The organism is Streptomyces sp. NPDC043680, assembly GCF_056436685.1.
Genome location: NZ_JBWKCE010000007.1, coordinates 245070 through 270599, shown reverse-complemented (window position 1 = coordinate 270599; position 25530 = coordinate 245070). Strand labels below are relative to the sequence as shown.

The window sequence follows — 25530 nt, the reverse complement described above, 5'->3', positions numbered from 1 at the left end:
GGAGGGCTCCCGGGTACCGCCTACCCTTGTTGCATGACCAGCAGCAGCGACCGGAGCACGGCAGTGGACGTCAAGGGAACTTACGAGGTGCGCACCTACGGGTGCCAGATGAACGTGCACGACTCCGAGCGACTCTCCGGTCTGCTGGAGGACGCGGGCTACACGCGGGCACCCGAGGGCTCCGACGGCGACGCCGACGTCGTCGTGTTCAACACCTGCGCGGTGCGCGAGAACGCCGACAACAAGCTGTACGGCAACCTCGGCCGGCTCGCCCCGATGAAGACCAAGCGCCCCGGCATGCAGATCGCCGTCGGCGGCTGCCTCGCGCAGAAGGACCGCGACACCATCGTCAAGCGGGCCCCCTGGGTCGATGTCGTCTTCGGCACGCACAACATCGGCAAGCTGCCGGTCCTGCTGGAGCGCGCCCGCATCCAGGAGGAGGCGCAGGTCGAGATCGCCGAGTCGCTGGAGGCCTTCCCGTCGACCCTGCCGACCCGCCGCGAGTCCGCGTACGCCGCCTGGGTCTCGATCTCCGTCGGCTGCAACAACACCTGCACCTTCTGCATCGTCCCGGCGCTGCGCGGCAAGGAGGAGGACCGCCGGCCCGGCGACATCCTCGCCGAGGTCGAGGCGCTGGTCGCCGAGGGCGTCTCGGAGATCACCCTGCTCGGCCAGAACGTGAACGCGTACGGCTCCGACCTGGGCGACCGCGAGGCCTTCTCCAAGCTGCTGCGCGCGTGCGGCCAGATCGAGGGCCTGGAGCGGGTCCGGTTCACCTCCCCGCACCCGCGCGACTTCACCGACGACGTGATCGCGGCCATGGCCGAGACGCCGAACGTGATGCCGCAGCTGCACATGCCGCTGCAGTCCGGCTCGGACACGATCCTGAAGGCGATGCGCCGCTCGTACCGCCAGGAGCGCTTCCTCGGCATCATCGAGAAGGTGCGGGCCGCCATCCCGCACGCCGCGATCTCCACCGACATCATCGTGGGCTTCCCCGGCGAGACCGAGGAGGACTTCGAGCAGACGATGCACACGGTGCGGCAGGCGCGCTTCGCGAACGCGTTCACCTTCCAGTACTCCAAGCGGCCCGGCACCCCGGCCGCCGACATGGACGGCCAGATCCCGAAGGAGGTCGTGCAGGCGCGCTACGAGCGGCTGGTCGCCCTCCAGGAGGAGATCTCCTGGGAGGAGAACAAGAAGCAGGTCGGCCGGACCCTGGAGGTCATGGTCGCCGAGGGCGAGGGCCGCAAGGACGGGACGACGCACCGCCTGTCGGGGCGTGCTCCCGACAACCGCCTCGTGCACTTCACCAAGCCGGAGGCGGAGGTCCGCCCCGGTGACGTGGTGACCGTGGAGATCACCTACGCCGCCCCGCACCACCTCCTCGCCGAAGGCCCGACCCGGTCGGTGCGCCGCACCCGTGCGGGCGACGCCTGGGAGCGGCGCAATGCCGCCCCCGCGCAGCCGAAGGGGGTCATGCTGGGCATCCCCACGCTGGGCGTCCCGGCCCCGCTCCCGGAGGCCACCACGGGCTGCGCCCTCCCTTCGTGACGCGGGCCGCCCGGCGCTAGGCTGCGGATCATGCTCGTAGCCGCAGCCGTCTGCCCCGCCCCGCCGCTCCTCGTGCCCGAGGTCGCCGCGGGGGCCGCCGCCGAACTCGGCGACGCCCGTACCGCCTGCTCCGACGCACTCGCCGTCCTGGCCGCCTCCCGACCCGACCGGCTCGTCGTCGTCGGAGCCTCGGACGCGGACCGCCAGGGTCCCTACCCCCAGGGCTCGCGCGGCAGCTTCCGCGGGTTCGGCGTCGCCGAAGCCGACGTACGACTGGGGGCGGGGGACGGGGGCGCCCGCCCGCTGCCGACCGCCCTGTCCGTCGGGGCGTGGCTGCTGGAGCACGCCCGCTGGGGCGCCTCCCCGGTCGAGGGCCTCGCGGTGGACGAGCGGCTGGCCGCCGAGCGGTGCCTGGAGACCGGCCGGGACCTCGCGGCCCGTGACGGCCGTGTCGCCCTGCTGGTCATGGGCGACGGCAGCGCCTGCCGCAGCCTGAAGGCCCCCGGCTACCTCGACGAGCGGGCCGAGGCCTTCGACGCCGCCACCGCCCGGGCCCTGGCCGCAGCCGACGTCCACGCGCTCGCCGCCCTGGATGCCGGCCTCGCGCAGGAGCTGCAGGCGGCCGGCCGGGCCCCCTGGCAGGTCCTGGCCGGCGCCGCGGAGGGCGCGGGCCTCGAAGGGCGGCTGCTGTACGAGGACGCCCCGTACGGGGTGGGCTACTTCGTCGCCGCCTGGTCCTGAGGGCCCAACTGCCCGGGCGCCGGGCCCGGCGCCCGGACGGACGCGGGGCGGGGAGCGAGCAGGGGACGCGTAGAAGTCGCGTGGCAGCGGGTAAGGCGAAGGTACGGCGAAGGGGCACGGGTTCGGTGGGAACGCCGCGCCCCTTACGGAATCGACCGGTCAGAATGTGGGTCAGGAAGCCGCTGTCGGCGGAATCGGCCCGCCGGATGCCGGCGGGGTCGGTCCGCCGTGCTCGTCCTTGTGCGCCATCCTGCCCAGGGCGTCCTTCGCCTTGCCCGTACCGGTGGTGATCCGGTCGCTGTACTTGCCATGGGTCTTGGAGTCCACGACCTTGGCAACCTTGTCCAGACCCTCGCCGATCCTGCCCTCGTGCTTCTGCGCGAGGCCACCGACCTTCTCCTTCGCCGGAGCGAGCTTGGCCTTCAGATTGTCGAGCAGGCCCATGGGTCACCTTCCTGCTGGGGGCCCCGGGACGGAATCCGGGGGAGGTAGCTACGTACGGGCGCCCTCACCGGTCTCGCTGTCCGCGGCTGCCTCCGCCGACTGCTGCTTGGGGATCTCCACGGCTTCCGCCGCGGGAGCCTGCGCATCAGTGGGCTCGGCCTCGGCCTCCTCGGACTCCGTCGTCACGTTCACGGATGCTGCCTCCGCGGTCGCAACCTCGTCCTTACGACGGAAAAACCGGTCAAAAACGCCCATATCTACTCCCATAACGTTACTCGTGCGGGTGAAGTTCCGCTGGGTCCGGCCCGGCCTCCGCCGGGCGTGCGCCGGGCGGAACCTCGTCAGGGCAACGACCCCGCCGCCACCCCGTCACGTAACCCGATCGGGTATATGCCGCGGGGTTTGCGAGACTGGGGCCGTGAGGAAAGCAGCCCCCGCCCCGCGGGTCATCGCCGTCGTCGGTCCCACCGCCGCCGGAAAGTCCGACCTGGGCGTCGCCCTGGCCCGCCATTTCGGCGGCGAAGTCGTCAACGCCGACTCCATGCAGCTGTACCGGGGGATGGACATCGGCACCGCCAAACTGACGACCGAGGAACGCGGCGGCGTGCCGCACCACCTCCTCGACATCTGGGACGTCACCGAGACGGCCAGCGTCGCCGAGTACCAGCGCCTGGCCCGCGCCGAGATCGACAAGCTGCTCGCCCAGGGCCGTACGCCCGTCCTCGTCGGCGGATCCGGGCTCTACGTACGCGGCGCCCTCGACGCCATGGAGTTCCCCGGCACCGACCCCGAGGTCCGGGCCCGGCTGGAGGAGGAGGCCACCCTCCGCGGACCCGGCGCCCTGCACGCCCGGCTCGCCGCGGCCGACCCGGACGCCGCCCGCGCGATCCTGCCCAGCAACGGCCGGCGCATCGTCCGCGCCCTGGAGGTCATCGAGATCACCGGGAAGCCGTTCACGGCCAACCTGCCCGGCCACGAGTCGGTCTACGACACCGTGCAGATCGGGGTCGACGTGGCCCGGCCCGAGCTCGACGAACGGATCGCGCTGCGCGTGGACCGGATGTGGGAGGCCGGGCTGGTGGACGAGGTCCGCACCCTGGAGGCCCAGGGCCTGCGCGACGGAATCACCGCCTCCAGGGCGCTGGGCTACCAGCAGGTACTGGCCGCGCTCGCCGGGGAGTGCACGGAGGACGAGGCCCGCGCCGAAACGGTCCGGGCCACCAAGCGGTTCGCCCGCCGCCAGGACTCCTGGTTCCGCCGCGACCCGCGGGTGCACTGGCTCAGCGGGGCCGCGGCCGACCGCGGGGAACTCCCCGGACTTGCGCTGTCGTTGGTCGAACGAGCGGTTACAGCCTGATCACGTGATGGCATCGGGACGCCCCGCGCGCCCGTTCGGGGCTCCCGTCCGTGCCATCATCAAACTCCGCAGGTGCGGTCACCGGCGGTGAACGGCGGCGTACGAAGTCCGAGTGGGGAGGGCGCGTGGCGATGGAGGCCGGCCCTCGCGACACCGGTCGGGACGACACCCGGCGGGAAGCGGATCCGACGCTTCTCGACAGGTCGCCCGAGCCCGACGGACTCGGCCTGCCCGCCGACCCCGAGCGGCTCACCCCCGACGGCCCGGACGCCCCGGACCCCGCCGAGGCGGAGGCCGCCTCCGGCCCCGAGTTCGAGGTCGAGCTGCGCCCGCAGCGCCGCCTGCGGCTGTGGCAGATCGCCCCGATCGTGATCCTCGCCGCCTCCGGCTCCCTGATGTTCGCCTTCCCGCTCGCCTTCGAGTTCGGCGACGGCGGAGCGGTCGTCGCCATGCTCGGCTTCCTCATCAGCTCCTGCGCGGGCGGCTGGGCCATGATGGCCGCGCGCCGGGTGGGCTACTCCTGGCCGGGCCTCCCGCCCCGCGGCAGCGGCCGCCGCCCCGACTGGCGCCTCGCCGCGCTCTACGCCCTGATCGCCCTGGCGGTCATCGCCCTCGCGGTCTACCGCGTGGCCCGCCTGCGCTAGACACCTGCAGGGCCGTCCCGCCTGCTCAGGGGCCGCTCGGTACCATGGCCGGGTGACGCACAGCACCCTCTCCTTCCTCAAGGGCCACGGCACCGAGAACGACTTCGTGATCGTTCCGGACCCGGACAACTCCGTCGAGCTGCCCGCGGCGGCCGTCGCCAAGCTGTGCGACCGGCGCGCCGGGATCGGCGCCGACGGCGTGCTGCACGTCGTCCGCTCCGCCGCCCACCCCGAGGCCGCGCACCTGGCCGACGAGGCCGAGTGGTTCATGGACTACCGCAACAGCGACGGCTCCATCGCCGAGATGTGCGGCAACGGCGTCCGCGTCTTCGCCCGCTACCTCCAGTACGCCGGCCACGTCGAGCCCGGCGACCTCGCCGTCGCCACCCGCGGCGGGGTCAAGCAGGTCCACCTCGACAAGAGCGGCGACGTGACCGTCTCCATGGGCCGCGCCGTGTTCCCCGAGGAGCAGGTCACCGTGATGGTCGGCGACCGCGCCTGGCCCGCCCGCAACGTGAACATGGGGAACCCGCACGCCGTCGCCTTCGTCGACAGCCTCGACCACGCCGGCAAGCTGCTCGACCCGCCGCCCTACAGCCCCGCCGAGGTCTACCCGACGGGGGTCAATGTGGAGTTCGTCGTCGACCGCGGCCCCCGCCACGTCGCCATGCGCGTCCACGAGCGAGGATCCGGCGAGACCCGCTCCTGCGGCACCGGCGCCTGCGCCGTCGCCGTGGCCGCCATCCGGCGTGACGGGGCCGACCCCTCGGTCACCGGCGAGCCGGTCACGTACACCGTCGACCTCCCCGGCGGAACCCTCGTGATCACCGAACACCCCGACGGGCGGATCGACATGACCGGACCGGCCGTCATCGTGGCCGCGGGCGAGTTCGACCCGGCCTGGCTCACCGAAACGGCTTTCGGCTGAAGATTCCCTCTCATGGGTGATCCGTTTCACGCTGAGCGAGAGGTGGACTGCGCCACGTGGTGGGGTCGGTAGCATCAGGCACCGGCCCTGAGGGCTCACCCCATGCCCACCGCTGCCGGTCGAAGCCGCCGGAGGTGCCCATGAGTGCAGAGGCCACGAACCCCGAAGCACGTCCCGAAGCGCGCCCCGAACTCCGCAGACGGGGTCGGACCCGCATTGACCTGCGCCGGCTCGGGCGCGCGGCCCTGCTCGGGCCGACGTCCCGGGACCGGCTGCCCGACGCCATCGGACATGTCGCCGAGGCGCACCGCGCCCACCATCCCGACGCGGACCTGTCCATCCTGCGCCGCGCCTACGTGCTCGCGGAGACCTCGCACCGCGGCCAGATGCGCAAGAGCGGTGAGCCGTACATCACACACCCGCTCGCCGTCACCCTGATCCTGGCCGAACTCGGCGCCGAGACCACCACCTTGACGGCCTCTCTGCTGCACGACACCGTCGAGGACACCGACGTGACCCTCGATCAGGTCCGGGCGGAGTTCGGCGACGAGGTCTGCTTCATCGTCGACGGCGTCACCAAGGTCGAGAAGATCGACTACGGGGCGGCCGCCGAACCCGAGACCTTCCGCAAGATGCTCGTCGCCACCGGCAACGACGTCCGCGTGATGTCCATCAAGCTCGCCGACCGGCTGCACAACATGCGCACCCTCGGCGTGATGCGCCCCGAGAAACAGGCCCGCATCGCCAAGGTCACGCGCGACGTGCTCATCCCTCTGGCCGAGCGGCTCGGCGTACAGGCGCTCAAGACCGAGCTGGAAGACCTCGTCTTCGCCATCCTGCACCCCGAGGAGTACGAGGCCACCCGCGCGCTCATCGCCGCCCACGCGGGGGAGCGCGACCCACTGCCTGCCATCGCCGACTCCGTACGCGCCGTCCTGCGCGACGCCGGCATCGCCGCCCAGGTGCAGGTGCGCCCCCGGCACTTCGTCTCCGTGCACCGGATCGCCCTCAAACGCGGCGAGCTGCGCGGCTCCGACTTCGGCCGCATCCTCGTCCTGGTGGGGGAGAACGCCGACTGCTACGCGGTGCTCGGCGAGCTGCACACCTGCTTCACGCCGGTCGTCTCGGAGTTCAAGGACTTCATCGCCGCCCCCAAGTTCAACCTCTACCAGTCGCTGCACACCGCCGTCGCCGTGCCCGAGGGGTACGTAGCCGAGGTCATCGTCCGCACGCACCAGATGCACCGCGTCGCCGAAGCCGGGGTGGTCGCGCTCGGCAACCCCTACGCCACCGCGGCCGCCGACGCCGAGTGCGAGGAGGAGCGGGCCGACCCGACGCGGCCCGGCTGGCTGTCCCGGCTGCTCGACTGGCAGCAGTCCGCGCCCGACCCCGACACCTTCTGGAGCGTGCTGCGGGCCGAGCTCGCCCAGGACCGCGAGATCACCGTGTTCCGCGAGGACGGCAGCGCCTCCGGCACGATCAGCCTCCCCGCCGGAGCCAGCTGTATCGACGCCGCCTACGCCCAGTACGGCGAGGCGGCCCACGGCTGTATCGGCGCCCGGGTCAACGGGCGCCTCACCTCCCTCGCCTCCCCGCTGTCCGACGGGGACACCGTCCAGCTGCTGCTCGCCCAGGACACCTCCTCCGGGCCTTCCCCCGACTGGCTGGAGCACGCGAGGACCCCGGCCGCGCGGATCGCCATCAGCAGCTGGCTCGAAGCCCATCCCGACGGGGCGACACCCACCGCCACGCCCGCGCGGGCCCCGCTCTCGGTGGTCGGGGCCCGCGGAGGCGGCGGCAACGCGGTCGTCGACCTCCCCCACGCCACCGTACGGCTGGCCGGCTGCTGCACCCCGGTGCCGCCGGACGCGGTCGCGGGGTTCGTCGTACGGGGCGGCGCCGTCACCGTCCACCGCATCCACTGCGCGGCGGTCGCCCAGATGCGCTCCCTGGGCCGGACCTCCGTCGCCGTGCACTGGCGGGCCACCGCGGACTGCCGGGTCACCCTGGTCGCCGAATCGTTCGGCCGCCCCCACCTGCTGGCCGACCTGACGGAGGCCATCGCCCGCGAAGGCGTCGAGGTCGTCTCCGCGACCGTGGAACCCCCCGTCGAACAGCGGGTCCGCCACACCTACACCCTCCAGCTCCCCGACGCCGCCGGCCTGCCGGCCCTGATGCGGGCCATGCGGGACGTGCCCGGCGTCTACGACGTCAGCCGCGCCTAGGGCCCGTCTTCCGGGTCAGGCTCGCCCGGCCGCCCCGGGAGCGGCCCCGGGCCGATCCGAAGGACGGGCCCTGCCGCGGCGTCCCCCGGCCCTGCCGGAGGATCCCGTTCGGGTGGACTCGTCGCGCGCCGTGCACGGGGGCGCGGCGGGCGCTGATATGCGGTGGGGGATGCAGCTGACCTCCCCCCGCAAGCGCGCCGCCCTGCTCGCCGCGGCCTCCCTCGCTCTCGTCGCCGCCGTGCTGCCCCCGCCGAAGCCGCTGGGCATCGGCGACCCGCTGTTCCCGGAGCTCGGGAACCCCGGGTACGACGTCCTCTCGTACGACCTGTCCTTCACGTACAAGGACAACAAGAGCCCGCTCGACGCGGTCACCGTCATCGACGCCCGCGCCCTCCAGCCGCTTGAGCGGATCAACCTGGACTTCACGCGCGGAACGGTGGCGTCCGCCGAGGTCAACGGGCAGTCGGCGCGCTTCGAGAGCGCCGGGGAGGACCTGGTGCTGACGCCTGCGAGCCCCGTGGTGGCGAACGTGCCGCTGCACATCACCATCCGGCACACCAGCGACCCGCGGGGCCGCAGCGACGGCGGCTGGGTGACCACCGACGACGGCCTGGCCATGGCCAACCAGGCCGACGCCGCCCACCGCGTCTTCCCCTGCAACGACCACCCCGCCGACAAGGCGTACTTCACCTTCCGGATCACCGCCCCGGCCGGTGTCACCGCCGTCGCCAACGGGGTGCCGGGGGCGCTGCCGGCCCGCGCGGCGGCCGACGCGACGACGTGGACGTACCGCACGCTGCACCCCATGGCCACGGAACTGGCGCAGGTCTCCCTCGGCGACTCCGCCGTCGTCCGCGGGACCGGACCGCACGGACTGCCGCTGCGCCACGTGGTGCCGTCCGCGGACCGGCAGCGCCTGGACCCGTGGCTGAAGAAGACCGCGGCGCACATCGAGTGGATGGAGAAGCGGGTCGGCCGCTACCCCTTCGAGAACTACGGCGTGCTGATCGCCCGGGCCAAGACCGGCTTCGAGCTGGAGACCCAGACCCTCTCGCTCTTCGAGAGCGGCCTGTTCTCGGGCGAGGGCTACCCCGAGTGGTACGTCGAGGCCGTGATGGTGCACGAGCTCGCCCACCAGTGGTTCGGTGACAGCGTGACCCCGAAGGCCTGGTCCGACCTGTGGCTGAACGAGGGGCACGCCACCTGGTACGAGGCCCTGTACGCGGACGGCCTCGGGAAGTACTCCATGGAGCGGCGCATGCGCGAGGCGTACCAGCGCTCCAACCAGTGGCGGGCGGCCGGCGGGCCCCCGGCCGCCCCGAAGCCCGCCGCGCCCGGCGAGAAGATCGGGCTGTTCCGGCCGGTGGTGTACGACGGGGCCGCGCTGGTGCTCTACGCGCTGCGGCAGGAGATCGGAGCCGCGGCCTTCGACCGGGTCGAGCGGCGGTGGGTGAGGGAGCACGGGGACTCCACGGCGGGCACGGACGACTTCGTACGCCTCGCCTCGCAGGAGGCCGGACGCGATCTGGAGCCCTTCCTGCGGCCCTGGCTGTACGGGAAGACGACCCCCGCGATGCCCGGCCACCCGGAGTGGGGCGGCCCGAAAAGCGTGTGACCCCCGGGGAACGGGCATGTCACCATCGACGGGACCGCCCGCCGTGGGGAATCTCCCGGCGGTGTGACACGTTGGACGTGGCAGTGTTATGTCACGCGTGGCACCGGCTGTGGACTGCCGACGCGGACCATCCGACAACGACGTAAGGATCCAATGACCTCCTCTTCTTCCCCTTCCCAGGACGCGCGGGACGCACGGGACGTGCCGGACTCGCAGAGCTTCACCGAGAGCCTTCGGGCCGACGCCCTGATGGAAGAGGACGTCGCCTGGAGCCACGAGATCGACGGAGACCGGGACGGCGAGCAGTTCGAGCGCTCCGAGCGCGCGGCGCTGCGTCGTGTCGCGGGCCTCTCCACCGAGCTCGAAGACGTCACCGAGGTCGAGTACCGACAGCTGCGCCTGGAGCGCGTCGTGCTGGTCGGCGTCTGGACCTCCGGCACGGTGCAGGACGCCGAGAACTCCCTCGCGGAGCTCGCCGCCCTCGCCGAGACGGCGGGCGCCCTCGTACTCGACGGCGTGATCCAGCGCCGCGACAAGCCCGACCCGGCCACCTTCATCGGCTCGGGCAAGGCCCGCGAACTGCGCGACATCGTGCTGGAGAGCGGCGCCGACACCGTCGTCTGCGACGGTGAGCTCAGCCCCGGCCAGCTCATCGCCCTCGAAGACGTCGTCAAGGTCAAGGTGGTCGACCGCACCGCCCTGATCCTTGACATCTTCGCCCAGCACGCCAAGTCCCGAGAGGGCAAGGCGCAGGTCGCCCTCGCGCAGATGCAGTACATGCTGCCGCGACTGCGCGGCTGGGGTCAGTCGCTGTCCCGGCAGATGGGTGGCGGCGGCGGTGGCGGCATGGCCACCCGAGGCCCCGGTGAGACCAAGATCGAGACGGACCGGCGCCGGATCCGCGAGAAGATGGCGAAGATGCGCCGGGAGATCGCGGAGATGAAGACCGGCCGCGACATCAAGCGGCAGGAACGGCGCCGCAACAAGGTGCCCTCGGTCGCCATCGCCGGCTACACCAACGCCGGCAAGTCCTCGCTGCTCAACCGGCTCACGGGCGCGGGCGTCCTGGTGGAGAACGCCCTGTTCGCCACCCTCGACCCGACCGTGCGCCGGGCCGAGACGCCCAGCGGCCGCATCTACACCCTGGCCGACACGGTCGGCTTCGTCCGGCACCTGCCCCACCACCTCGTCGAGGCGTTCCGCTCCACGATGGAGGAGGTCGGCGACTCCGACCTCATCCTGCACATCGTGGACGGCTCGCACCCGGCGCCGGAGGAGCAGCTGGCGGCCGTGCGCGAGGTCATCCGCGAGGTCGGCGCTGTCAACGTGCCCGAGATCGTGGTGATCAACAAGGCCGACGCCGCGGACCCGCTCGTCCTGCAGCGGCTGCTGCGGATCGAGCGGCACTCCATCGCCGTCTCGGCGCGGACGGGGCAGGGCATCGCGGAGCTCCTCGGGCTCATCGACGCCGAACTGCCGCGGCCCGAGGTCGAGGTGGAGGCCCTCGTGCCGTACACGCACGGCTCGCTGGTCGCCCGGGCCCACGCCGAGGGCGAGGTGATCTCCGAGGAGCACACCCCGGAGGGCACCCTGCTCAAGGTGCGGGTCCACCAGGAACTGGCGGCGGACCTGTCCCCGTACGTGCCCGCGAAGCGGTAACCCGCGCAGAACGAAGACCGAGGGCCCCCTGCGGTGCAGGGGGCCCTCGGCCGTGTGTGCCGTGTTCCGTGTGTGCGGGGTGCCGTGTGCCGTGTGCGGTCCGACCGGCCCGGGAGGCCGGCCTACTTGAACTTGCGGCTCACCGCGTCGAAGATCCCCTTGGCCTCCGGCCCCAGCCGCGGTCCGGCCAGCCAGCCCGCCTTGGCCGGGCCGATCGAGGTGTTCGACACCAGCGCCGGCTTGCCGTCGCTGCCCGCCGCCACCCAGCCGCCGCCGGAGGAACCGCCGGTCATCGTGCAGCCGATGCGGTACATCACCGGGTCGGCCGCGTTCAGCGACAGCCGGCCCGGCTTGTCCGCGCACTGGTACGCCTTCTGTCCGTCGAAGGGAGCCGCCGCCGGGTAGCCCGTCGCGGTGATGCTCGCGACCTTCGGCACCGCAGGGGCGTTGAACTCCACGGGGAGGGCCGAACCGACGGTCTCCTCCAGGGACTTGCCCGTGCTCTTCTCCGGGGTCACGTGCAGCACCGCGAAGTCGTACGGGGCACCCGCGCCGCCCTTGGGGCCACCGGTCGCGATCCACTGGTCGGAGGTCTGCGCCCAGTCGCTCCACCACACGCCGTACGGGGCCACCTCGTTGCGGGGAGCGCCCTTGAGCTGCGCCGCGGGCTTGCCGGCGTTGTTGTAGGAGGGCACGAAGGCGATGTTGCGGTACCAGCCGCCCGACTTGCCGGCGTGCACGCAGTGGCCCGCCGTCCAGACCATGTTGGACTTGCCCGGATGCGCCGGGTCCTTGACCACGGTCGCCGAGCAGACCATCGAGCCCTCGGGGCCGTCGAAGAAGACCTTGCCCGACACCGGAACGCTCGTGTGGTACGGAGCGTTCGCGGCCTTCGCCGCCACCGGGGCAGGGGCCGGGTCCGTGACGCCCTGGTCCTTGCCTGCATCCGGGTCGACCGCCGGTGTCTGCGGCTGCTCGGCATCACGCATCCGGTCCGAGTCCCACAGACCCTCGATGATCGGGTTGATGTAGTCGCCCGCCTCGCGGAGCCAGTCCTCCTTCTTCCAGTTCTTCCACGCACCGCCCTTCCACTGCTCCAGGTCTATGCCGTGCTGCTTGAGCCTGTCCTTGAGCTGGTCCGGGATCTTGATCCCTTCGGCCCCGGACGGAAGGCTCGCCACCACGGTCGGCTTGGCGTCGCCGCCGGCCTCCCCGTCTCCGGGTCCGCAGGCCGCGGCGGTCATCGTGAGTGCCGCCGCGCACAGGATCGCGGTGACCGGTCGGTTCGGTCGCATGTCGTGAATCCCCCTGGTGATTCTGGGCGTGGGATGCGGTGCAGGGTAGGTGCCGCTCGTTCAGCCCCCCACTATGCCGCTGCCGTTGGGGACGGCACAGTCCGGGCCCGCGGTTCCGGGCCGGGCGGATCCGCCGACGTCCGCTCACGCCCGCCGGGAGCCAAGGATCTTGGGCCCACCCGTGATCCCCCGACGTCATCGTCGTTGGTACGTACGGGGGATGGGCAAGCAGCGTTCATGTTCGAGGCGCAATCCGGTGGAGCATCCGTGCGGGAGGTCCGACACTCGTGGCTTTGACCGAGCAGGACGCGGCGTCCGTGACCCAGGTCCCGCCGCAGGGGAACCGGGGCGCGGGCCCGGACAGCCCGGGAGCGGGCGGACCGGGCCCGGACGGACCGGGATCAGGTGGGCCGGGTGCAGGCGGGCGGGGATCCGGCGGGCCAGGATCCACCGGGTCGGCAACGGCGGAGGGCATCCTGCGCCGGCAGGCGATGCGCGAGTCCGCCGCCCGGACGTACGCGCGCTCGCTGCCCGTGGTCCCCGTGCGCGCCCGCGGCCTGACCGTCGAGGGCGCGGACGGGCGCCGCTACCTCGACTGCCTCTCCGGAGCCGGCACCCTCGCCCTCGGCCACAACCACCCCGTGGTGCTCGAAGCCATCCGGGGCGTGCTCGACTCCGGGGCCCCGCTCCAAACCCTCGACCTGGCGACGCCCGTCAAGGACGCCTTCATCACGGAGCTGTTCGCCTGCCTGCCGCCGGCGCTGGCCGCCGACGCCCGCATCCAGTTCTGCGGGCCGGCCGGGACGGACGCCGTCGAAGCCGCCCTCAAACTGGTCCGCACCGCCACCGGGCGCTCCGGGCTCCTCGCCTTCACCGGGGCCTACCACGGCATGACCGCCGGGGCCCTGGGCGCCTCGGGCGGGGCCCCGGACGTACGGGTGACCCGGCTGCCGTATCCCCAGGACCACCGCTGCCCCTTCGGCGTCGGCGGACCCGAGGGCGCCCGGTTGGGGGCCCGCTGGACCGAAAGCCTGCTGGACGATCCCAAGAGCGGGGTGACGAGGCCCGCCGCGATGATCGTCGAGCCGGTGCAGGGGGAGGGCGGCGTCCACCCGGCCCCGGACGACTGGCTGCGCCGCATGCGGGAGATCACCGAGGCGCGCGGGATCCCGCTGATCGCCGACGAGGTGCAGACCGGGGTGGGCCGCACCGGCGCCTTCTGGGGCGTCGACCACGCCGGGGTGGTGCCCGATGTGATGGTCCTGTCCAAGGCGATCGGCGGCAGCCTCCCGCTCGCGGTGATCGTGTACCGCACCGGGCTGGACGTGTGGGCGCCCGGAGCCCACGCGGGCACCTTCCGCGGCAACCAGCTCGCCATGGCGGCGGGGGCCGCCACCCTTGCCTACGTACGGAAGAACCGTCTCGCCGAGCGTGCCGGGGCCCTCGGCGAGCGGATGCTCACGGCGCTGCGCGACCTCGCCCGCGCCCACTCCTGCATCGGGGACGTCCGGGGCCGCGGCCTGATGATCGGCGTCGAGCTCGTCTCCCCCGACACGGGCGCCGCGGCCCCCGACCTGGCCGCAGCCGTCCGTCAGGAATGCCTGGACCGCGGCCTGATCGTCGAACTCGGCGGCCGCCACAGCAGCGTCGTCCGGCTCCTGCCCCCGCTGACCCTCACCGACGAACAGGCGACGGCCGTCCTCGACCGCCTGGCCGATGCCATCCCCGCGGCCGCAGCCCGCCGGCCCCACTGACCCGCTTCCCCAAGGACCCCGATGCCCGATCCCCAACACCCCACCCGCCCCGCCTCCCCGGCTGACACCGAACCTCCGGCCGCGCCCCTCCCCGGTACCCACCCGACCCCCACCACCGGCACCCCGGACCACCCGCCCACCCCGACCCACCCGACCCCGACCACCCCGGAGCAGGCGAGCGCCCCAACGGCCGTGTTCCCCGGCCCCCCGGAGCACGCCAGCACCCCCGCCGCCCCGTTCCCCGACACCCCGGAGCACGGGAGCGCCCCCGCCCACCCGTCCCCGGCCAGCCCGGAGCACGCCAACACCCCCGCCCGGCCGTTCCGAGCCGGTCCGGAGCAGGCGAGCGCCCCCGCCCAACTGTCCCCGGTCAGCCCGGAGCACGCGAGCACCCCCACTGCCCTGTTCCCCGGCACGCCGGATCACCCGGCCACCCCCGCCCACCCCGCCCACACCGGCACGCCGGAGCTGGCCGGCACTGGGGCGGGAGGGGAGGCAGGCAGCGGTGACCCGGTGCGGGGGCTGCGGTCCGCGGGCCACGTGCGGGCGGACGCGACCGGGGCGGCAGTCCCGGGCCCGGGTGGGAGCGCCCCGGAGCCGGCGCCCTCCGGCCTCGCCCCGGGCGGGAGCGCCCCCGAGCCAGCACCGCCCGGCCCGGCCCTGGGTGCGCAGGAGGCGGCCGGGGCGGGCAGGGCGGGCGGGCAGGCCGCCGCCGACTGGCTGCCCTCCCAGCTCCCGGCCACCGCGTGGCCGGCCGAAACAGGCCCCACCGTGCCCCGGCAGAAAGACGGCACGCTCCGCCCCCGGACCGGCACCGCGGGCCCCGCCGGACCCGAACCCGCGTTGCTGCCCGACCTGTTGGACCACCCGGACCCGGCCGTCGCCGCCGAGGCCGCGACCGTCGAGAACCTGCTGCGGTGCTGGGTCCGCGAGCGGGGTATCGGCCGGCCTGACGGGCCCGTCGGAACCCTTCTGCGCATCCCCCTCCCCGCATCCGGCACCGCCCTGCTCGTCGCCGTCCGGTACTGGTCCCCGACCGGCTGGCACCGCTTCGCGCCCGCCCGCCTCGAAAGCGCGCCCGTCGGCTCCCCCGCCCTGGACGCCGTCACCCTCGCCGCCCTCATCGCCCGCGAGGGCAACAGCGGCGGCCGCGGCGGAACCGACCTCGTCGGCCGGGTCGCCGACTCGGTGCGCCGCACCGCCGAGTTCATCGCCGACCGGCGCGAACGCCCCACCCCGCCCGCTCCCGTCGCCGGTGAACTCTTCCTCACCGCCGAGCAGTCCCTCCTTCTCGGCCACCCCCTCCAGCCGGACCCGAAGAGCCGTGAGGGACTCTCCGAGGCCGAAGTACGCCGCTACTCACCCGAACTCCACGGCTCCTTCCCCCTGCACTGGTTCGCCGTCACCCCCTCCGTCCTCGCCACCGACTCCGCCTGGACCGAACGAGGCCGCCTGGTCTCCACCGCCCGGCTCCTCGGACGCCTTGCCCCCGGACTCCCGCTCCCCGACGGCACCACCCCCCTTCCGCTGCACCCGTGGCAGGCGCGCGACCTGCTCCAGCGCCCCGCCGTCGCCGCCCTTCGCGACGCGGGACTCCTGCACGACCTGGGCCCGTACGGCGAGCCCTGGCACCCCACCTCCTCCGTCCGCACCGTCCACCGCCCCGGCGCCCCCGCGATGCTCAAGCTCTCCCTGGGCCTGCGCATCACCAACTCCCGCCGCGAGAACCTCCGCAAGGAACTCCACCGCGGCGTCGAAGTGCACCGACTGCTCCGCACCGGCCTCGCGGAACAGTGGCAGGCGGCTCACCCCGGCTTCGACATCGTGCGCGACCCCGCCTGGATCGCCGTCGACGACCCCGACGGCAACCCCGTCCCCGGCCTCGACGCCGTACTGCGACACAACCCCTTCCGCCCTCACGACGACGCCGTGTGCATCGCCGCACTCACCGCGCCCCGCCCCTGGCCGGGCCGGGCCACCATGCGCTCCCGGCTCGCCGAGACCGTCACCCGGCTCGCCGCCACCACCGGCCGCCCCGTCTCCGCCGTCGCCGCCGAGTGGTTCCTTCGCTACCTCGACCACGTCGTGCTGCCGGTCCTCGCCTTCGACGCGCTCGCCGGCATCGCCCTCGAAGCGCACCAGCAGAACACCCTGGTCCTCCTCGACCCGGCCGGCTGGCCGGTCGGCGGCCGCTTCCGCGACAACCAGGGCTACTACTTCCGCGCCTCCCGCCGCGCAGAGCTGGAGCGCCGGCTTCCCGGCATCGGAAGCGCCAGCGACACCTTCGTCTCCGACGCCGTCACCGACGAACGCTTCGCCTACTACCTCGGCATCAACAACGTGCTCGGTCTCATCGGAGCCTTCGGATCCCAACGGCTCGCCGACGAACGCGTCCTGCTCGCCGCCTTCCGCCGGTTCCTCGGCAAGGCCTCCGGCCTCGGGCCGGTTCCCGCGCAGCTGCTCGACTCATCCACCCTGCGTTGCAAGGCGAACCTGCTCACCCGGCTCGGCGGCCTCGACGAGCTCGTCGGCCCCGTCGACTCCCAGTCCGTCTATGTCACCGTCACCAACCCCCTCCACGACTGAGCCCCGATGCCCTCCACCGAAACCCCCACCGGCCCCACCACAGCCGCTACGGCCACCGCCATTGCCGACGCCGCGCAACGGCTGACCGCCGGGCTTCTGCCGCTCCTCGCCGAAGCCGATCTGCTCGACTCGCCGGCCGCATGGTCAGCCGCCGACACCCCGGCCGGGCGCTTCCGCCTCGAACCCGTCCACCTCGACCGCGACGTGGACCTGCTCACCGGCTGGATGAACGACCCGGAGGTGGCCGCCTACTGGGAGCTCTCCGGTCCCCCCTCCGTCACCGCAGCCCACCTGCGGACGCAGCTCGACGGGGACGGCCGCAGCATCCCCTGCCTCGGCCTGCTCGACGGCACACCCATGAGCTACTGGGAGATCTACCGGGCCGACCTCGACCCGATCTCCCGCCACTACCCGGCGCGCCCCCACGACACGGGTATCCACCTGCTCATCGGAGACGGGACGAACCGCGGCCGCGGGCTGGGCACCGCTCTGCTGCGCGCCGTCGCCAACCTGGTGCTCGACAACCGTCCCCGCTGCACGCGCGTCATCGCCGAACCGGACATCCGCAACGCCCCCTCCGTATCAGCCTTCCTGAACTCCGGCTTCCGCTGTTCCGCGGAACTCGACCTTCCCGGCAAACGAGCCGCCCTGATGGTCCGGGAGCGGGCGCTGCGCAACCTCATCTGACCGCCGTCCCCGCGCACCCGTCTGCTCACCGCTCCACGCCCCCTCCCCGCCCGCCGTTCCAGCCCCACACTTCGAAAACTCCACGTCGCCCGGCCCAGTTCCCGACCTGAGGAGTGCCGTGCAGAATTTCTCCGCCGCTCCCGACTCCACCGGCTTCGGCTTCGCGGACGGTGCTGTCCCGCCCTCGCCCCAGCACCCCTGCACCCCGCCCGAACTCAACCGCGAGAACTGGACTTCGCCGCCCGCCGCCTCCTCGCCAACGGCGAGGTCGCCTCCGTGACCGTCCGCCACCCCGTGTACGACGCGCTGCCCGAGGCCCCGTACCAGTACAAGGAGCTGCTCGGCGCGATCTGGCGCGAACCCCTCGCCGGCTACCTCGTACCCGGCGAGCGGGCCCGCACCCTCGCCGCGCTCCTCCACGTCGACCCGCGCGGGCGCTCCTTCACCGCCGAGCTCGTCGCCCGGTCCGGCCTCACCCCCGCGGACTGGCTGCAGCAGCTCTTCGCCGCCGTGCTGCCCCGGCTGCTGCACTTCCTCTACCGCTACGGCACCGTCTTCTCCCCGCACGGCGAGAACACCACCGTGATCCACGACGAGCACGACGTCCCGGTGCGGGTCGCCCTCAAGGACTTCGTGGACGACGTCAACATCAGCCGCGAGCCCCTGCCCGAGCTCGCCCCGGTACCGGCGGATGTGGGGGCCGCGCTGCTCACCAAGCCCACGGACTTCCTGCCCCAGTACATCCACTCCGGCCTGTTCGTCGGAGTCTTCCGCTACCTCTCCGCCCTCTGCGAGGACCGCCTCGGCGTCCCCGAGGACGCGTTCTGGTCCCTCGTACGGGCGGAGATCCTGCGCCACCAGGCGCGTTTCCCCGAGCTCAAGGACCGCTTCGAGCTCTTCGACCTGCTCGGTGAGCGCATCGGGCGGCTCTGCCTCAACAGGAACCGACTGTACGCGGACGGCTACCGGGACCTCGGCGACCGCCCGCACGCCGTGCAGCACGGCACCGTCCCCAACCCCTTGTATCGGCCATGAATCTCCGCGGTGGCCGTCGCTGTCGGTGGCGCGCCGTAGGGTTGGCAGTGCTATGACGAAGCCCTCCCTCCCCGACCTGCTGCACGCCGCCGTCACCGCCGTCGGCGGCACGGAGCGGCCCGGCCAGGTGGCCATGGCCGAAGCCGTCGCCGAAGCGATCGACGACAACACGCACCGGCTCATCCAGGCCGGTACCGGTACCGGCAAGTCCCTCGGCTATCTGGTGCCGGCCCTCGCGCACGGCGAGCGCGTGGTCGTGGCCACCGCCACCCTCGCCCTCCAGCGCCAGCTGGTCGAGCGCGACCTGCCCCGGACGGTGGAGGCGCTGCATCCGCAGCTGCGCCGCCGCCCGCAGTTCGCCATGCTCAAGGGCCGCTCGAACTACCTGTGCCTGCACCGGCTGCACGAGGGGGCTCCCCAGGACGAGGAGGAGGGCCTCTTCGACCAGTTCGAGGCGGCCGCTCCCACCAGCAAGCTCGGCCAGGACCTGCTGCGCCTGCGGGACTGGGCCGACGAGACCGAGACCGGCGACCGGGACGACCTGACTCCCGGCGTCTCCGACAAGGCCTGGAGCCAGATCTCCGTCTCCTCGCGGGAGTGTCTGGGCGCGACGAAGTGCGCGTACGGGGCCGAATGCTTCGCCGAGGCCGCCCGCGAGCGGGCCAAGCTCGCCGACGTGGTCGTCACCAACCACGCCCTGCTGGCCATCGACGCCATCGAAGGCGCGCCCGTGCTGCCCCAGCACGAGGTGCTGATTGTGGACGAGGCGCACGAGCTGGTCTCCCGGGTCACCGGGGTCGCCACCGGCGAGCTCACCCCCGGCCAGGTCAACCGGGCCGTGAAGCGCGCCGCCAAGCTGGTTGACGAGAAGACGGCGGACTCCCTGCAGACCGCCGCCGAGTCCTTCGAGCGGGTCATGGAGCTGGCCCTGCCCGGCCGGCTGGAGGAGATCCCCGAGGACCTGGGGTACGCGCTCATGTCACTGCGGGACGCCGCCCGCAATGTCATCTCGGCCATCGGAGCCACCCGCGACAAGTCCGTCCAGGACGAGGACGCGGTCCGCAAGCAGGCCCTTGCCGCGGTGGAGACCGTCCACGCGGTGGCGGAGCGGATCACCAACGGCTCGGAGTTCGACGTCGTCTGGTACGAGCGGCACGACCGCTTCGGCGCGACCCTCCGGGTGGCCCCGCTGTCCGTGTCCGGGCTGCTGCGCGAGAAGCTGTTCGAGGACCGCTCGGTGGTCCTGACCTCGGCGACCCTCAAGCTGGGCGGGGACTTCAACGGGGTCGCGGCCTCACTGGGCCTGTCCCCCGAGGGAGTGGCGGGGGATGATGCGCCGGCCTGGCAGGGCCTGGACGTCGGCTCCCCCTTCGACTACCCCAAGCAGGGCATCCTCTACGTCGCCAAGCACCTGGCCACACCGGGCCGGGAGGGCACCCGCGGCGACATGATGGACGAGCTGGCCGAACTGATCGAGGCGGCCGGCGGGCGCACCCTCGGCCTGTTCTCCTCCATGCGCGGCGCCAAGGCGGCTGCCGAGGAGCTGCGCGGACGGCTCGACCACCCGATCCTCCTCCAGGGCGAGGAGACCCTCGGGGAGCTGATCAAGGCCTTTGCGGCGGACCCGAAGACCTGCCTGTTCGGGACCCTGTCCCTCTGGCAGGGCGTCGATGTCCCTGGCCCCAGCTGCCAGCTCGTGATCATGGACCGGATCCCGTTCCCGCGTCCGGACGACCCGCTGATGAGCGCCCGGCAGAAGTCGGTCGAGGAGCACGGCGGCAACGGTTTCATGGCGGTCGCGGCCACGCATGCGGCGCTCCTGATGGCGCAGGGCGCCGGCCGGCTCGTACGGGCTAGCGGTGACCGCGGAGTCGTCGCGGTGCTGGATCCCCGGCTGGCCACGGCCCGGTACGGAAGCTTCCTGCGGGCCACGCTGCCCGACTTCTGGTACACCACCGACCGCAACCAGGTGCGCCGCTCGCTGGCGGCCATCGACGCCGCCGCCCAGGCGGACGGCGCCTGAGCCGAAGGGCGGGCACAAAGCAGCTCCGGGACCGGCGCAGTGGGTCCCGGAGCTGGATGGGGGCGCGGGGTCAGACCCGGCGCAGTACGGCGACGACCTTGCCGAGGATGGTCGCCTCGTCGCCGGGGATCGGCTGGTACGCGGAGTTGTGGGGGAGCAGCCAGACGTGGCCGTCCTCGCGCTTGAAGCGCTTGACGGTGGCTTCCCCGTCGAGCATCGCGGCGACGATGTCGCCGTTCTCCGCGACCGGCTGGCGACGGACCGTGACCCAGTCACCGTCGCAGATCGCGGCCTCGATCATCGAGTCGCCGACCACCTTGAGGACGAAGAGCTCGCCGTCGCCGACCAGCTGGCGGGGGAGCGGGAACACGTCCTCCACCGACTCCTCGGCGAGGATCGGACCGCCGGCCGCGATCCGGCCGACCAGGGGGACGTACGAGGCGGCGGGCTTGCCGGTGGTGTCCGTGGGCTGCGAGCTCGGCTGGTCGGAGCCGCGCACCTCGTACGCCCGCGGGCGGTGCGGGTCGCGGCGGAGAAAGCCCTTGCGCTCCAGCGCCATCAGCTGGTGGGCGACGGACGAGGTGCTGGACAGGCCCACCGCCTGGCCGATCTCCCGCATCGACGGCGGGTAGCCCCGCCGCTGGACGGAGTCTCGAATGACCTCGATGACCCTCCGCTGCCGGTCCGTGAGCCCGGAGCTGTCGGCGCGGATGCCTGGAGGTCGCCCTGGCAGCGAGCGTGCGGGGCGTACGGGCTCCGCCTCCGGGTTCAGGCTTGCGTCATTCATGGCATGCACCGGCTCAAGTCGGCTCTGGGAGCGGTTCTGGGCAGTGATGGCGGCACTGTCTGCGGTGGTGGTCACGTCGGCCCCTCTCGAAATGTTCTCCCTAGCTGGACAACGGTAGTTGCTTTCGAAAGGTTGCGCCAAACACACGTTCGAGTGAAAAATCGCAGATCACCCAACGTGATCGCATGCTGAGGTGTATGGGCGATCGGTCCGCCGAACGCGGGTTCGGTCCCGCCTCCGCTGCTTACGGTACCCTTCCGGGTCGGATCGCCGCCTTCCGCTCAGCCCAGTGTGGCACCGGAAACCGCCGGGTTCGGGCATCCGCCGCCGCGACACGCGGATCCACGTAAATCCACCACAACCCAAGATCTAGTGGTTGGATGGGCGCGGCCGCCCAGAAGTTGTGGTCCTCGGGTCCGCTGGGGCTCCTGGGATCGCATATGCTGGGGGCTGCTCCACGAGCCCCCGGCAGAGCCCGTCTCCGTCGTTCAGGGGCTCCGAGGAGTGATTCAGTCGTGCCAAGAGGGAGGGTGAGGGAACCATGCACTGCCCCTTCTGCAGGCACCCCGACAGCCGCGTCGTCGACAGCCGCACCACCGACGACGGTACGTCGATCCGCAGACGCCGCCAGTGCCCCGACTGCTCCCGTCGTTTCACGACGGTGGAGACGGCCTCGCTGATGGTGATCAAGCGCAGCGGGGTGACCGAACCCTTCAGTCGTACCAAGGTCATCTCCGGCGTGCGCAAGGCGTGCCAGGGGCGGCCGGTCACCGAGGACGCCCTCGCCCAGCTCGGCCAGCGGGTCGAGGAGGCGGTGCGCGCCACCGGGAGCGCCGAGCTGACCACCCACGATGTGGGTCTGGCCATCCTCGGCCCGTTGCAGGAGCTCGACCTGGTCGCGTACCTGCGGTTCGCGTCCGTGTACAAAGCGTTCGACACCCTTGAAGACTTCGAGACCGCCATCGCGGAACTCCGCGAGCGGCGGCCTCACCCCGAAGAGTGCGAGCCCGCCGGGACTGCTCCGGTCCCCGTGCCCGCCTCCGCCGCCGACTGACCGGGGGGCCGCAGCGCAGCGCGGCCCGTCAGCTCAGCCAGGCGAAGAGACGTAGATACAAGACACAGCACTGTGCCGCGGAATAGCGCTGGCACTTTAGGGCGTTTTTGCCCGCATATGGGAGGCAGGCGGCATGACAGAGACGGCGAGCAGCTCGGCACGTGGTTCCCGCGCCAAGGGGACCAAGGCCGCCAAGGGCGGCCTGCGGATCGAGCGCATCCACACCACCCCCGGCGTGCACCCGTACGACGAGGTGAACTGGGAGCTCCGTGACGTCGTCATGACGAACTGGCGCGACGGCTCGGTCAACTTCGAGCAGCGCGGCGTCGAGTTCCCCGACTTCTGGTCGGTGAACGCGGTCAACATCGTCACCAGCAAGTACTTCCGCGGTGCGGTCGGCACCCCGCAGCGCGAGACGGGTCTCAAGCAGCTCATCGACCGGATCGTGAAGACGTACACCAAGGCCGGCGAGGACTACGACTACTTCGCCTCCCCTGCCGACGCGGAGATCTTCGAGCACGAGCTGACCTACGCGCTCCTGCACCAGGTCTTCAGCTTCAACTCGCCGGTGTGGTTCAACGTCGGAACGCCCCAGCCGCAGCAGGTCTCCGCGTGCTTCATCCTGGCCGTCGACGACTCCATGGAGTCGATCCTCGACTGGTACAAGGAAGAGGGCATGATCTTCAAGGGCGGCTCCGGCGCCGGCCTGAACCTCTCCCGCATCCGCTCCTCCAAGGAGCTGCTCAGCTCCGGCGGCAACGCCTCCGGTCCGGTCTCCTTCATGCGCGGCGCCGACGCGTCCGCCGGAACGATCAAGTCGGGCGGCGCCACCCGCCGCGCGGCCAAGATGGTCGTCCTGGACGTGGACCACCCGGACGTCGAGGACTTCATCCAGACCAAGGTGAAGGAAGAGGAGAAGATCCGCGCCCTGCGCGACGCGGGCTTCGACATGGACCTGGGCGGCGACGACATCACGTCCGTCCAGTACCAGAACGCCAACAACTCCGTCCGCGTGAACGACGAGTTCATGACGGCCGTCGAGAACGGCACCGAGTTCGGCCTGCGCGCCCGGATGACCGGCGAGGTCATCGAGAAGGTCGACGCCAAGGCGCTCTTCCGCAAGATGGCCGAGGCCGCGTGGGCCTGTGCCGACCCGGGCATCCAGTACGACGGTGTGATCAACCACTGGCACACCTGCCCCGAGTCCGGCCGGATCACCGCGTCCAACCCGTGCAGCGAGTACATGCACCTGGACAACACGTCCTGCAACCTCGCCTCGCTGAACCTGATGAAGTTCCTGAACGACGACGGCAAGGGCAACCAGTCCTTCGACGCCGAGCGCTTCTCCAAGGTCGTCGAGCTCGTCATCACGGCGATGGACATCTCGATCTGCTTCGCGGACTTCCCCACGCAGAAGATCGGCGAGAACACCCGCGCCTTCCGTCAGCTGGGCATCGGCTACGCCAACCTCGGCGCCCTGCTGATGGCCACGGGCCACGCGTACGACTCGGACGGCGGCCGCACGCTCGCCGCGTCGATCACCTCGCTGATGACCGGCACCGCGTACAAGCGCTCCGCCGAGCTCGCCGCGATCGTCGGCCCGTACGACGGCTACGCCCGCAACGCCGTGGCCCACAAGCGCGTCATGAAGCAGCACTCCGACGCAAACGCCGTGGCTCCGCGCACCGACGACCTGGACACCCCGATCTGGGCCGCGGCCACCGAGGCCTGGCAGGACGTCCTGCGCCTCGGCGAGAAGAACGGCTTCCGCAACTCCCAGGCCTCCGTCCTCGCGCCGACCGGCACCATCGGTCTCGCGATGTCCTGCGACACCACCGGTGTCGAGCCGGACCTGGCCCTGGTCAAGTTCAAGAAGCTCGTCGGCGGCGGCTCGATGCAGATCGTCAATGGCACCGTCCCGCAGGCCCTGCGCCGCCTGGGCTACCAGGAGGAGCAGATCGAGGCGATCGTCGCCCACATCGCCGAGCACGGCAACGTGATCGACGCCCCCGGCCTGAAGACCGAGCACTACGAGGTCTTCGACTGTGCCATGGGCGAGCGCTCCATCTCCCCGATGGGCCACGTCCGGATGATGGCCGCGATCCAGCCCTGGATCTCCGGCGCGATCTCGAAGACGGTCAACATGCCGGAGACGGCGACCGTCGAGGAGATCGAGGAGATCTACTTCGAGGCGTGGAAGCTGGGCGTCAAGGCGCTCGCGATCTACCGTGACAACTGCAAGGTCGGCCAGCCCCTCTCCGCGAAGAAGAAGGAGGAGGAGAAGGTCGAGGTCACCGAGAAGACCGAGGAGACCATCCGCGCGGCGGTCGAGAAGGTCATCGAGTACCGCCCCGTCCGCAAGCGCCTCCCCAAGGGCCGCCCCGGCATCACCACCTCCTTCACCGTCGGTGGCGCCGAGGGGTACATGACCGCGAACTCCTACCCGGACGACGGTCTGGGCGAGGTCTTCCTGAAGATGTCGAAGCAGGGTTCGACCCTCGCCGGCATGATGGACGCCTTCTCGATCGCGGTTTCGGTCGGTCTGCAGTACGGGGTCCCGCTGGAGACCTACGTCTCGAAGTTCACCAACATGCGCTTCGAGCCGGCCGGTATGACGGACGACCCGGACGTGCGGATGGCGCAGTCGATCGTCGACTACATCTTCCGCCGCCTGGCGCTGGACTTCCTGCCGTTCGAGACCCGCTCGGCGCTCGGCATCCACACCGCCGAGGAGCGTCAGCGCCACCTGGAGACCGGCTCGTACGAGCCCCTTGAGGAGGAGCTCGACACCGAGTCCCTGGCCCAGTCGGCCCCGCTGGCCGCGGTCCCGGCTCCGAAGCCGGTCGAGGCCGCTCCGGTCCCGGCCCCGAAGACGGCGCACTCCAACGCCGAACTGGTCGAGATGCAGCTCGGCGTCTCCGCGGACGCCCCGCTCTGCTTCTCGTGCGGTACCAAGATGCAGCGTGCCGGCTCCTGCTACATCTGCGAGGGCTGCGGCTCGACCAGCGGCTGCAGCTGACGCAGGCGGCTCCGGCGGCTCCGGCTGCTGAGCAGCTGACATACTGACGAAGCGGGGACCGGCCATGTGCCGGTCCCCGCTTCGGCGTCGGGTGGTCCGACGGTGTGTGCAGGGGAGCGGGGG

At 72.1% G+C, this 25530-nt stretch carries 19 protein-coding genes and 1 pseudogene; 16 read left to right on the top strand and 4 right to left on the bottom strand.

Translation table 11 applies throughout. From position 1 onward, the window contains the following. Window positions 1-33: 33 nt before the first annotated feature. Window positions 34-1554 (top strand): tRNA (N6-isopentenyl adenosine(37)-C2)-methylthiotransferase MiaB, encoded by a 1521-nt coding sequence (miaB, locus tag AC0666_RS17760; RefSeq protein WP_468585261.1) that lies wholly within the window; start codon window positions 34-36, stop codon window positions 1552-1554. A 30-nt stretch (window positions 1555-1584) separates the two neighbouring features. After that, entirely contained in the window at window positions 1585-2295 is a 711-nt protein-coding gene (locus AC0666_RS17755) for a class III extradiol dioxygenase subunit B-like domain-containing protein (protein WP_478707896.1), read from the top strand. 171 nt (window positions 2296-2466) lie between these two features. On the opposite strand, the gene AC0666_RS17750 is transcribed toward AC0666_RS17755, so the two are convergent. Together AC0666_RS17750 and AC0666_RS17745 are read right to left on the bottom strand one after the other, a co-directional pair. After that, complete coding sequence (locus AC0666_RS17750; protein ID WP_468971377.1) at window positions 2467-2739, bottom strand: antitoxin; 273 nt, start codon at window positions 2737-2739, stop codon at window positions 2467-2469. Window positions 2740-2787: 48 nt separating this feature from the next. Beyond that, window positions 2788-2931, bottom strand: a complete 144-nt coding sequence (locus AC0666_RS17745; RefSeq protein ID WP_478707895.1) for a hypothetical protein — start codon at window positions 2929-2931, stop codon at window positions 2788-2790. Window positions 2932-3157: 226 nt separating this feature from the next. Here AC0666_RS17745 and miaA point away from each other — a divergent pair, with 226 nt between their 5' ends. From miaA to hflX, 6 genes are all read left to right on the top strand, one after another. After that, window positions 3158-4096: a tRNA (adenosine(37)-N6)-dimethylallyltransferase MiaA gene (miaA, locus tag AC0666_RS17740; RefSeq protein WP_468971373.1), complete on the top strand. Its 939-nt coding sequence runs from the start codon at window positions 3158-3160 to the stop codon at window positions 4094-4096. A 131-nt stretch (window positions 4097-4227) separates the two neighbouring features. Then, on the top strand, window positions 4228-4740 hold the full coding sequence (locus AC0666_RS17735; protein ID WP_361720129.1) for a hypothetical protein: 513 nt from the start codon (window positions 4228-4230) through the stop codon (window positions 4738-4740). 52 nt (window positions 4741-4792) lie between these two features. Continuing rightward, the gene (dapF, locus tag AC0666_RS17730) at window positions 4793-5668 is read left to right on the top strand and encodes a diaminopimelate epimerase (RefSeq protein ID WP_361720077.1); all 876 of its coding nucleotides are present in this window, start codon (window positions 4793-4795) and stop codon (window positions 5666-5668) included. A gap of 140 nt (window positions 5669-5808) precedes the next feature. Then, entirely contained in the window at window positions 5809-7893 is a 2085-nt protein-coding gene (locus AC0666_RS17725) for a RelA/SpoT family protein (RefSeq protein ID WP_468971371.1), read from the top strand. Window positions 7894-8062: 169 nt separating this feature from the next. Beyond that, window positions 8063-9508, top strand: coding sequence for a M1 family metallopeptidase (locus AC0666_RS17720; RefSeq protein ID WP_468971369.1), 1446 nt, complete (start codon window positions 8063-8065; stop codon window positions 9506-9508). Window positions 9509-9661: 153 nt separating this feature from the next. After that, on the top strand, window positions 9662-11167 hold the full coding sequence (gene hflX / locus AC0666_RS17715; RefSeq protein WP_361720083.1) for a GTPase HflX: 1506 nt from the start codon (window positions 9662-9664) through the stop codon (window positions 11165-11167). Window positions 11168-11289: 122 nt separating this feature from the next. Here the strand turns inward: hflX and AC0666_RS17710 are convergent, their stop codons facing one another. After that, window positions 11290-12462 (bottom strand): trypsin-like serine peptidase, encoded by a 1173-nt coding sequence (locus AC0666_RS17710; RefSeq protein ID WP_468971367.1) that lies wholly within the window; start codon window positions 12460-12462, stop codon window positions 11290-11292. A gap of 491 nt (window positions 12463-12953) precedes the next feature. Here AC0666_RS17710 and AC0666_RS17705 point away from each other — a divergent pair, with 491 nt between their 5' ends. From AC0666_RS17705 to AC0666_RS17680, 6 genes and pseudogenes are all read left to right on the top strand, one after another. Then, window positions 12954-14216, top strand: a complete 1263-nt coding sequence (locus AC0666_RS17705; protein WP_478707894.1) for a diaminobutyrate--2-oxoglutarate transaminase family protein — start codon at window positions 12954-12956, stop codon at window positions 14214-14216. 660 nt (window positions 14217-14876) lie between these two features. Next, window positions 14877-16802: an IucA/IucC family protein gene (locus tag AC0666_RS17700; protein ID WP_468971439.1), complete on the top strand. Its 1926-nt coding sequence runs from the start codon at window positions 14877-14879 to the stop codon at window positions 16800-16802. Between the two features lie 6 nt (window positions 16803-16808). Further along, complete coding sequence (locus AC0666_RS17695; RefSeq protein ID WP_468971363.1) at window positions 16809-17489, top strand: GNAT family N-acetyltransferase; 681 nt, start codon at window positions 16809-16811, stop codon at window positions 17487-17489. A gap of 118 nt (window positions 17490-17607) precedes the next feature. Next, the gene (locus tag AC0666_RS17690) at window positions 17608-17769 is read left to right on the top strand and encodes a hypothetical protein (RefSeq protein WP_468971361.1); all 162 of its coding nucleotides are present in this window, start codon (window positions 17608-17610) and stop codon (window positions 17767-17769) included. Next, window positions 17736-18524 (top strand): annotated as a pseudogene (locus AC0666_RS17685) (IucA/IucC family protein); the annotation flags it as partial. The gene AC0666_RS17690 and the pseudogene AC0666_RS17685, both read left to right, overlap by 34 nt. Window positions 18525-18576: 52 nt before the next feature. Next, window positions 18577-20547, top strand: coding sequence for an ATP-dependent DNA helicase (locus tag AC0666_RS17680; RefSeq protein ID WP_468585250.1), 1971 nt, complete (start codon window positions 18577-18579; stop codon window positions 20545-20547). A 70-nt stretch (window positions 20548-20617) separates the two neighbouring features. On the opposite strand, the gene lexA is transcribed toward AC0666_RS17680, so the two are convergent. Next, complete coding sequence (gene lexA / locus AC0666_RS17675) at window positions 20618-21409, bottom strand: transcriptional repressor LexA (protein WP_356850284.1); 792 nt, start codon at window positions 21407-21409, stop codon at window positions 20618-20620. A gap of 466 nt (window positions 21410-21875) precedes the next feature. On the opposite strand from lexA, the gene nrdR reads away from it, so the two are divergent. Next, complete coding sequence (gene nrdR, locus AC0666_RS17670) at window positions 21876-22388, top strand: transcriptional regulator NrdR (protein ID WP_468971358.1); 513 nt, start codon at window positions 21876-21878, stop codon at window positions 22386-22388. Between the two features lie 133 nt (window positions 22389-22521). Next, window positions 22522-25407 carry a vitamin B12-dependent ribonucleotide reductase gene (locus tag AC0666_RS17665; protein ID WP_468971357.1) on the top strand — a complete coding sequence of 962 codons (2886 nt, stop codon included), beginning with the start codon at window positions 22522-22524 and terminating at the stop codon, window positions 25405-25407. Window positions 25408-25530: the final 123 nt, after the last annotated feature.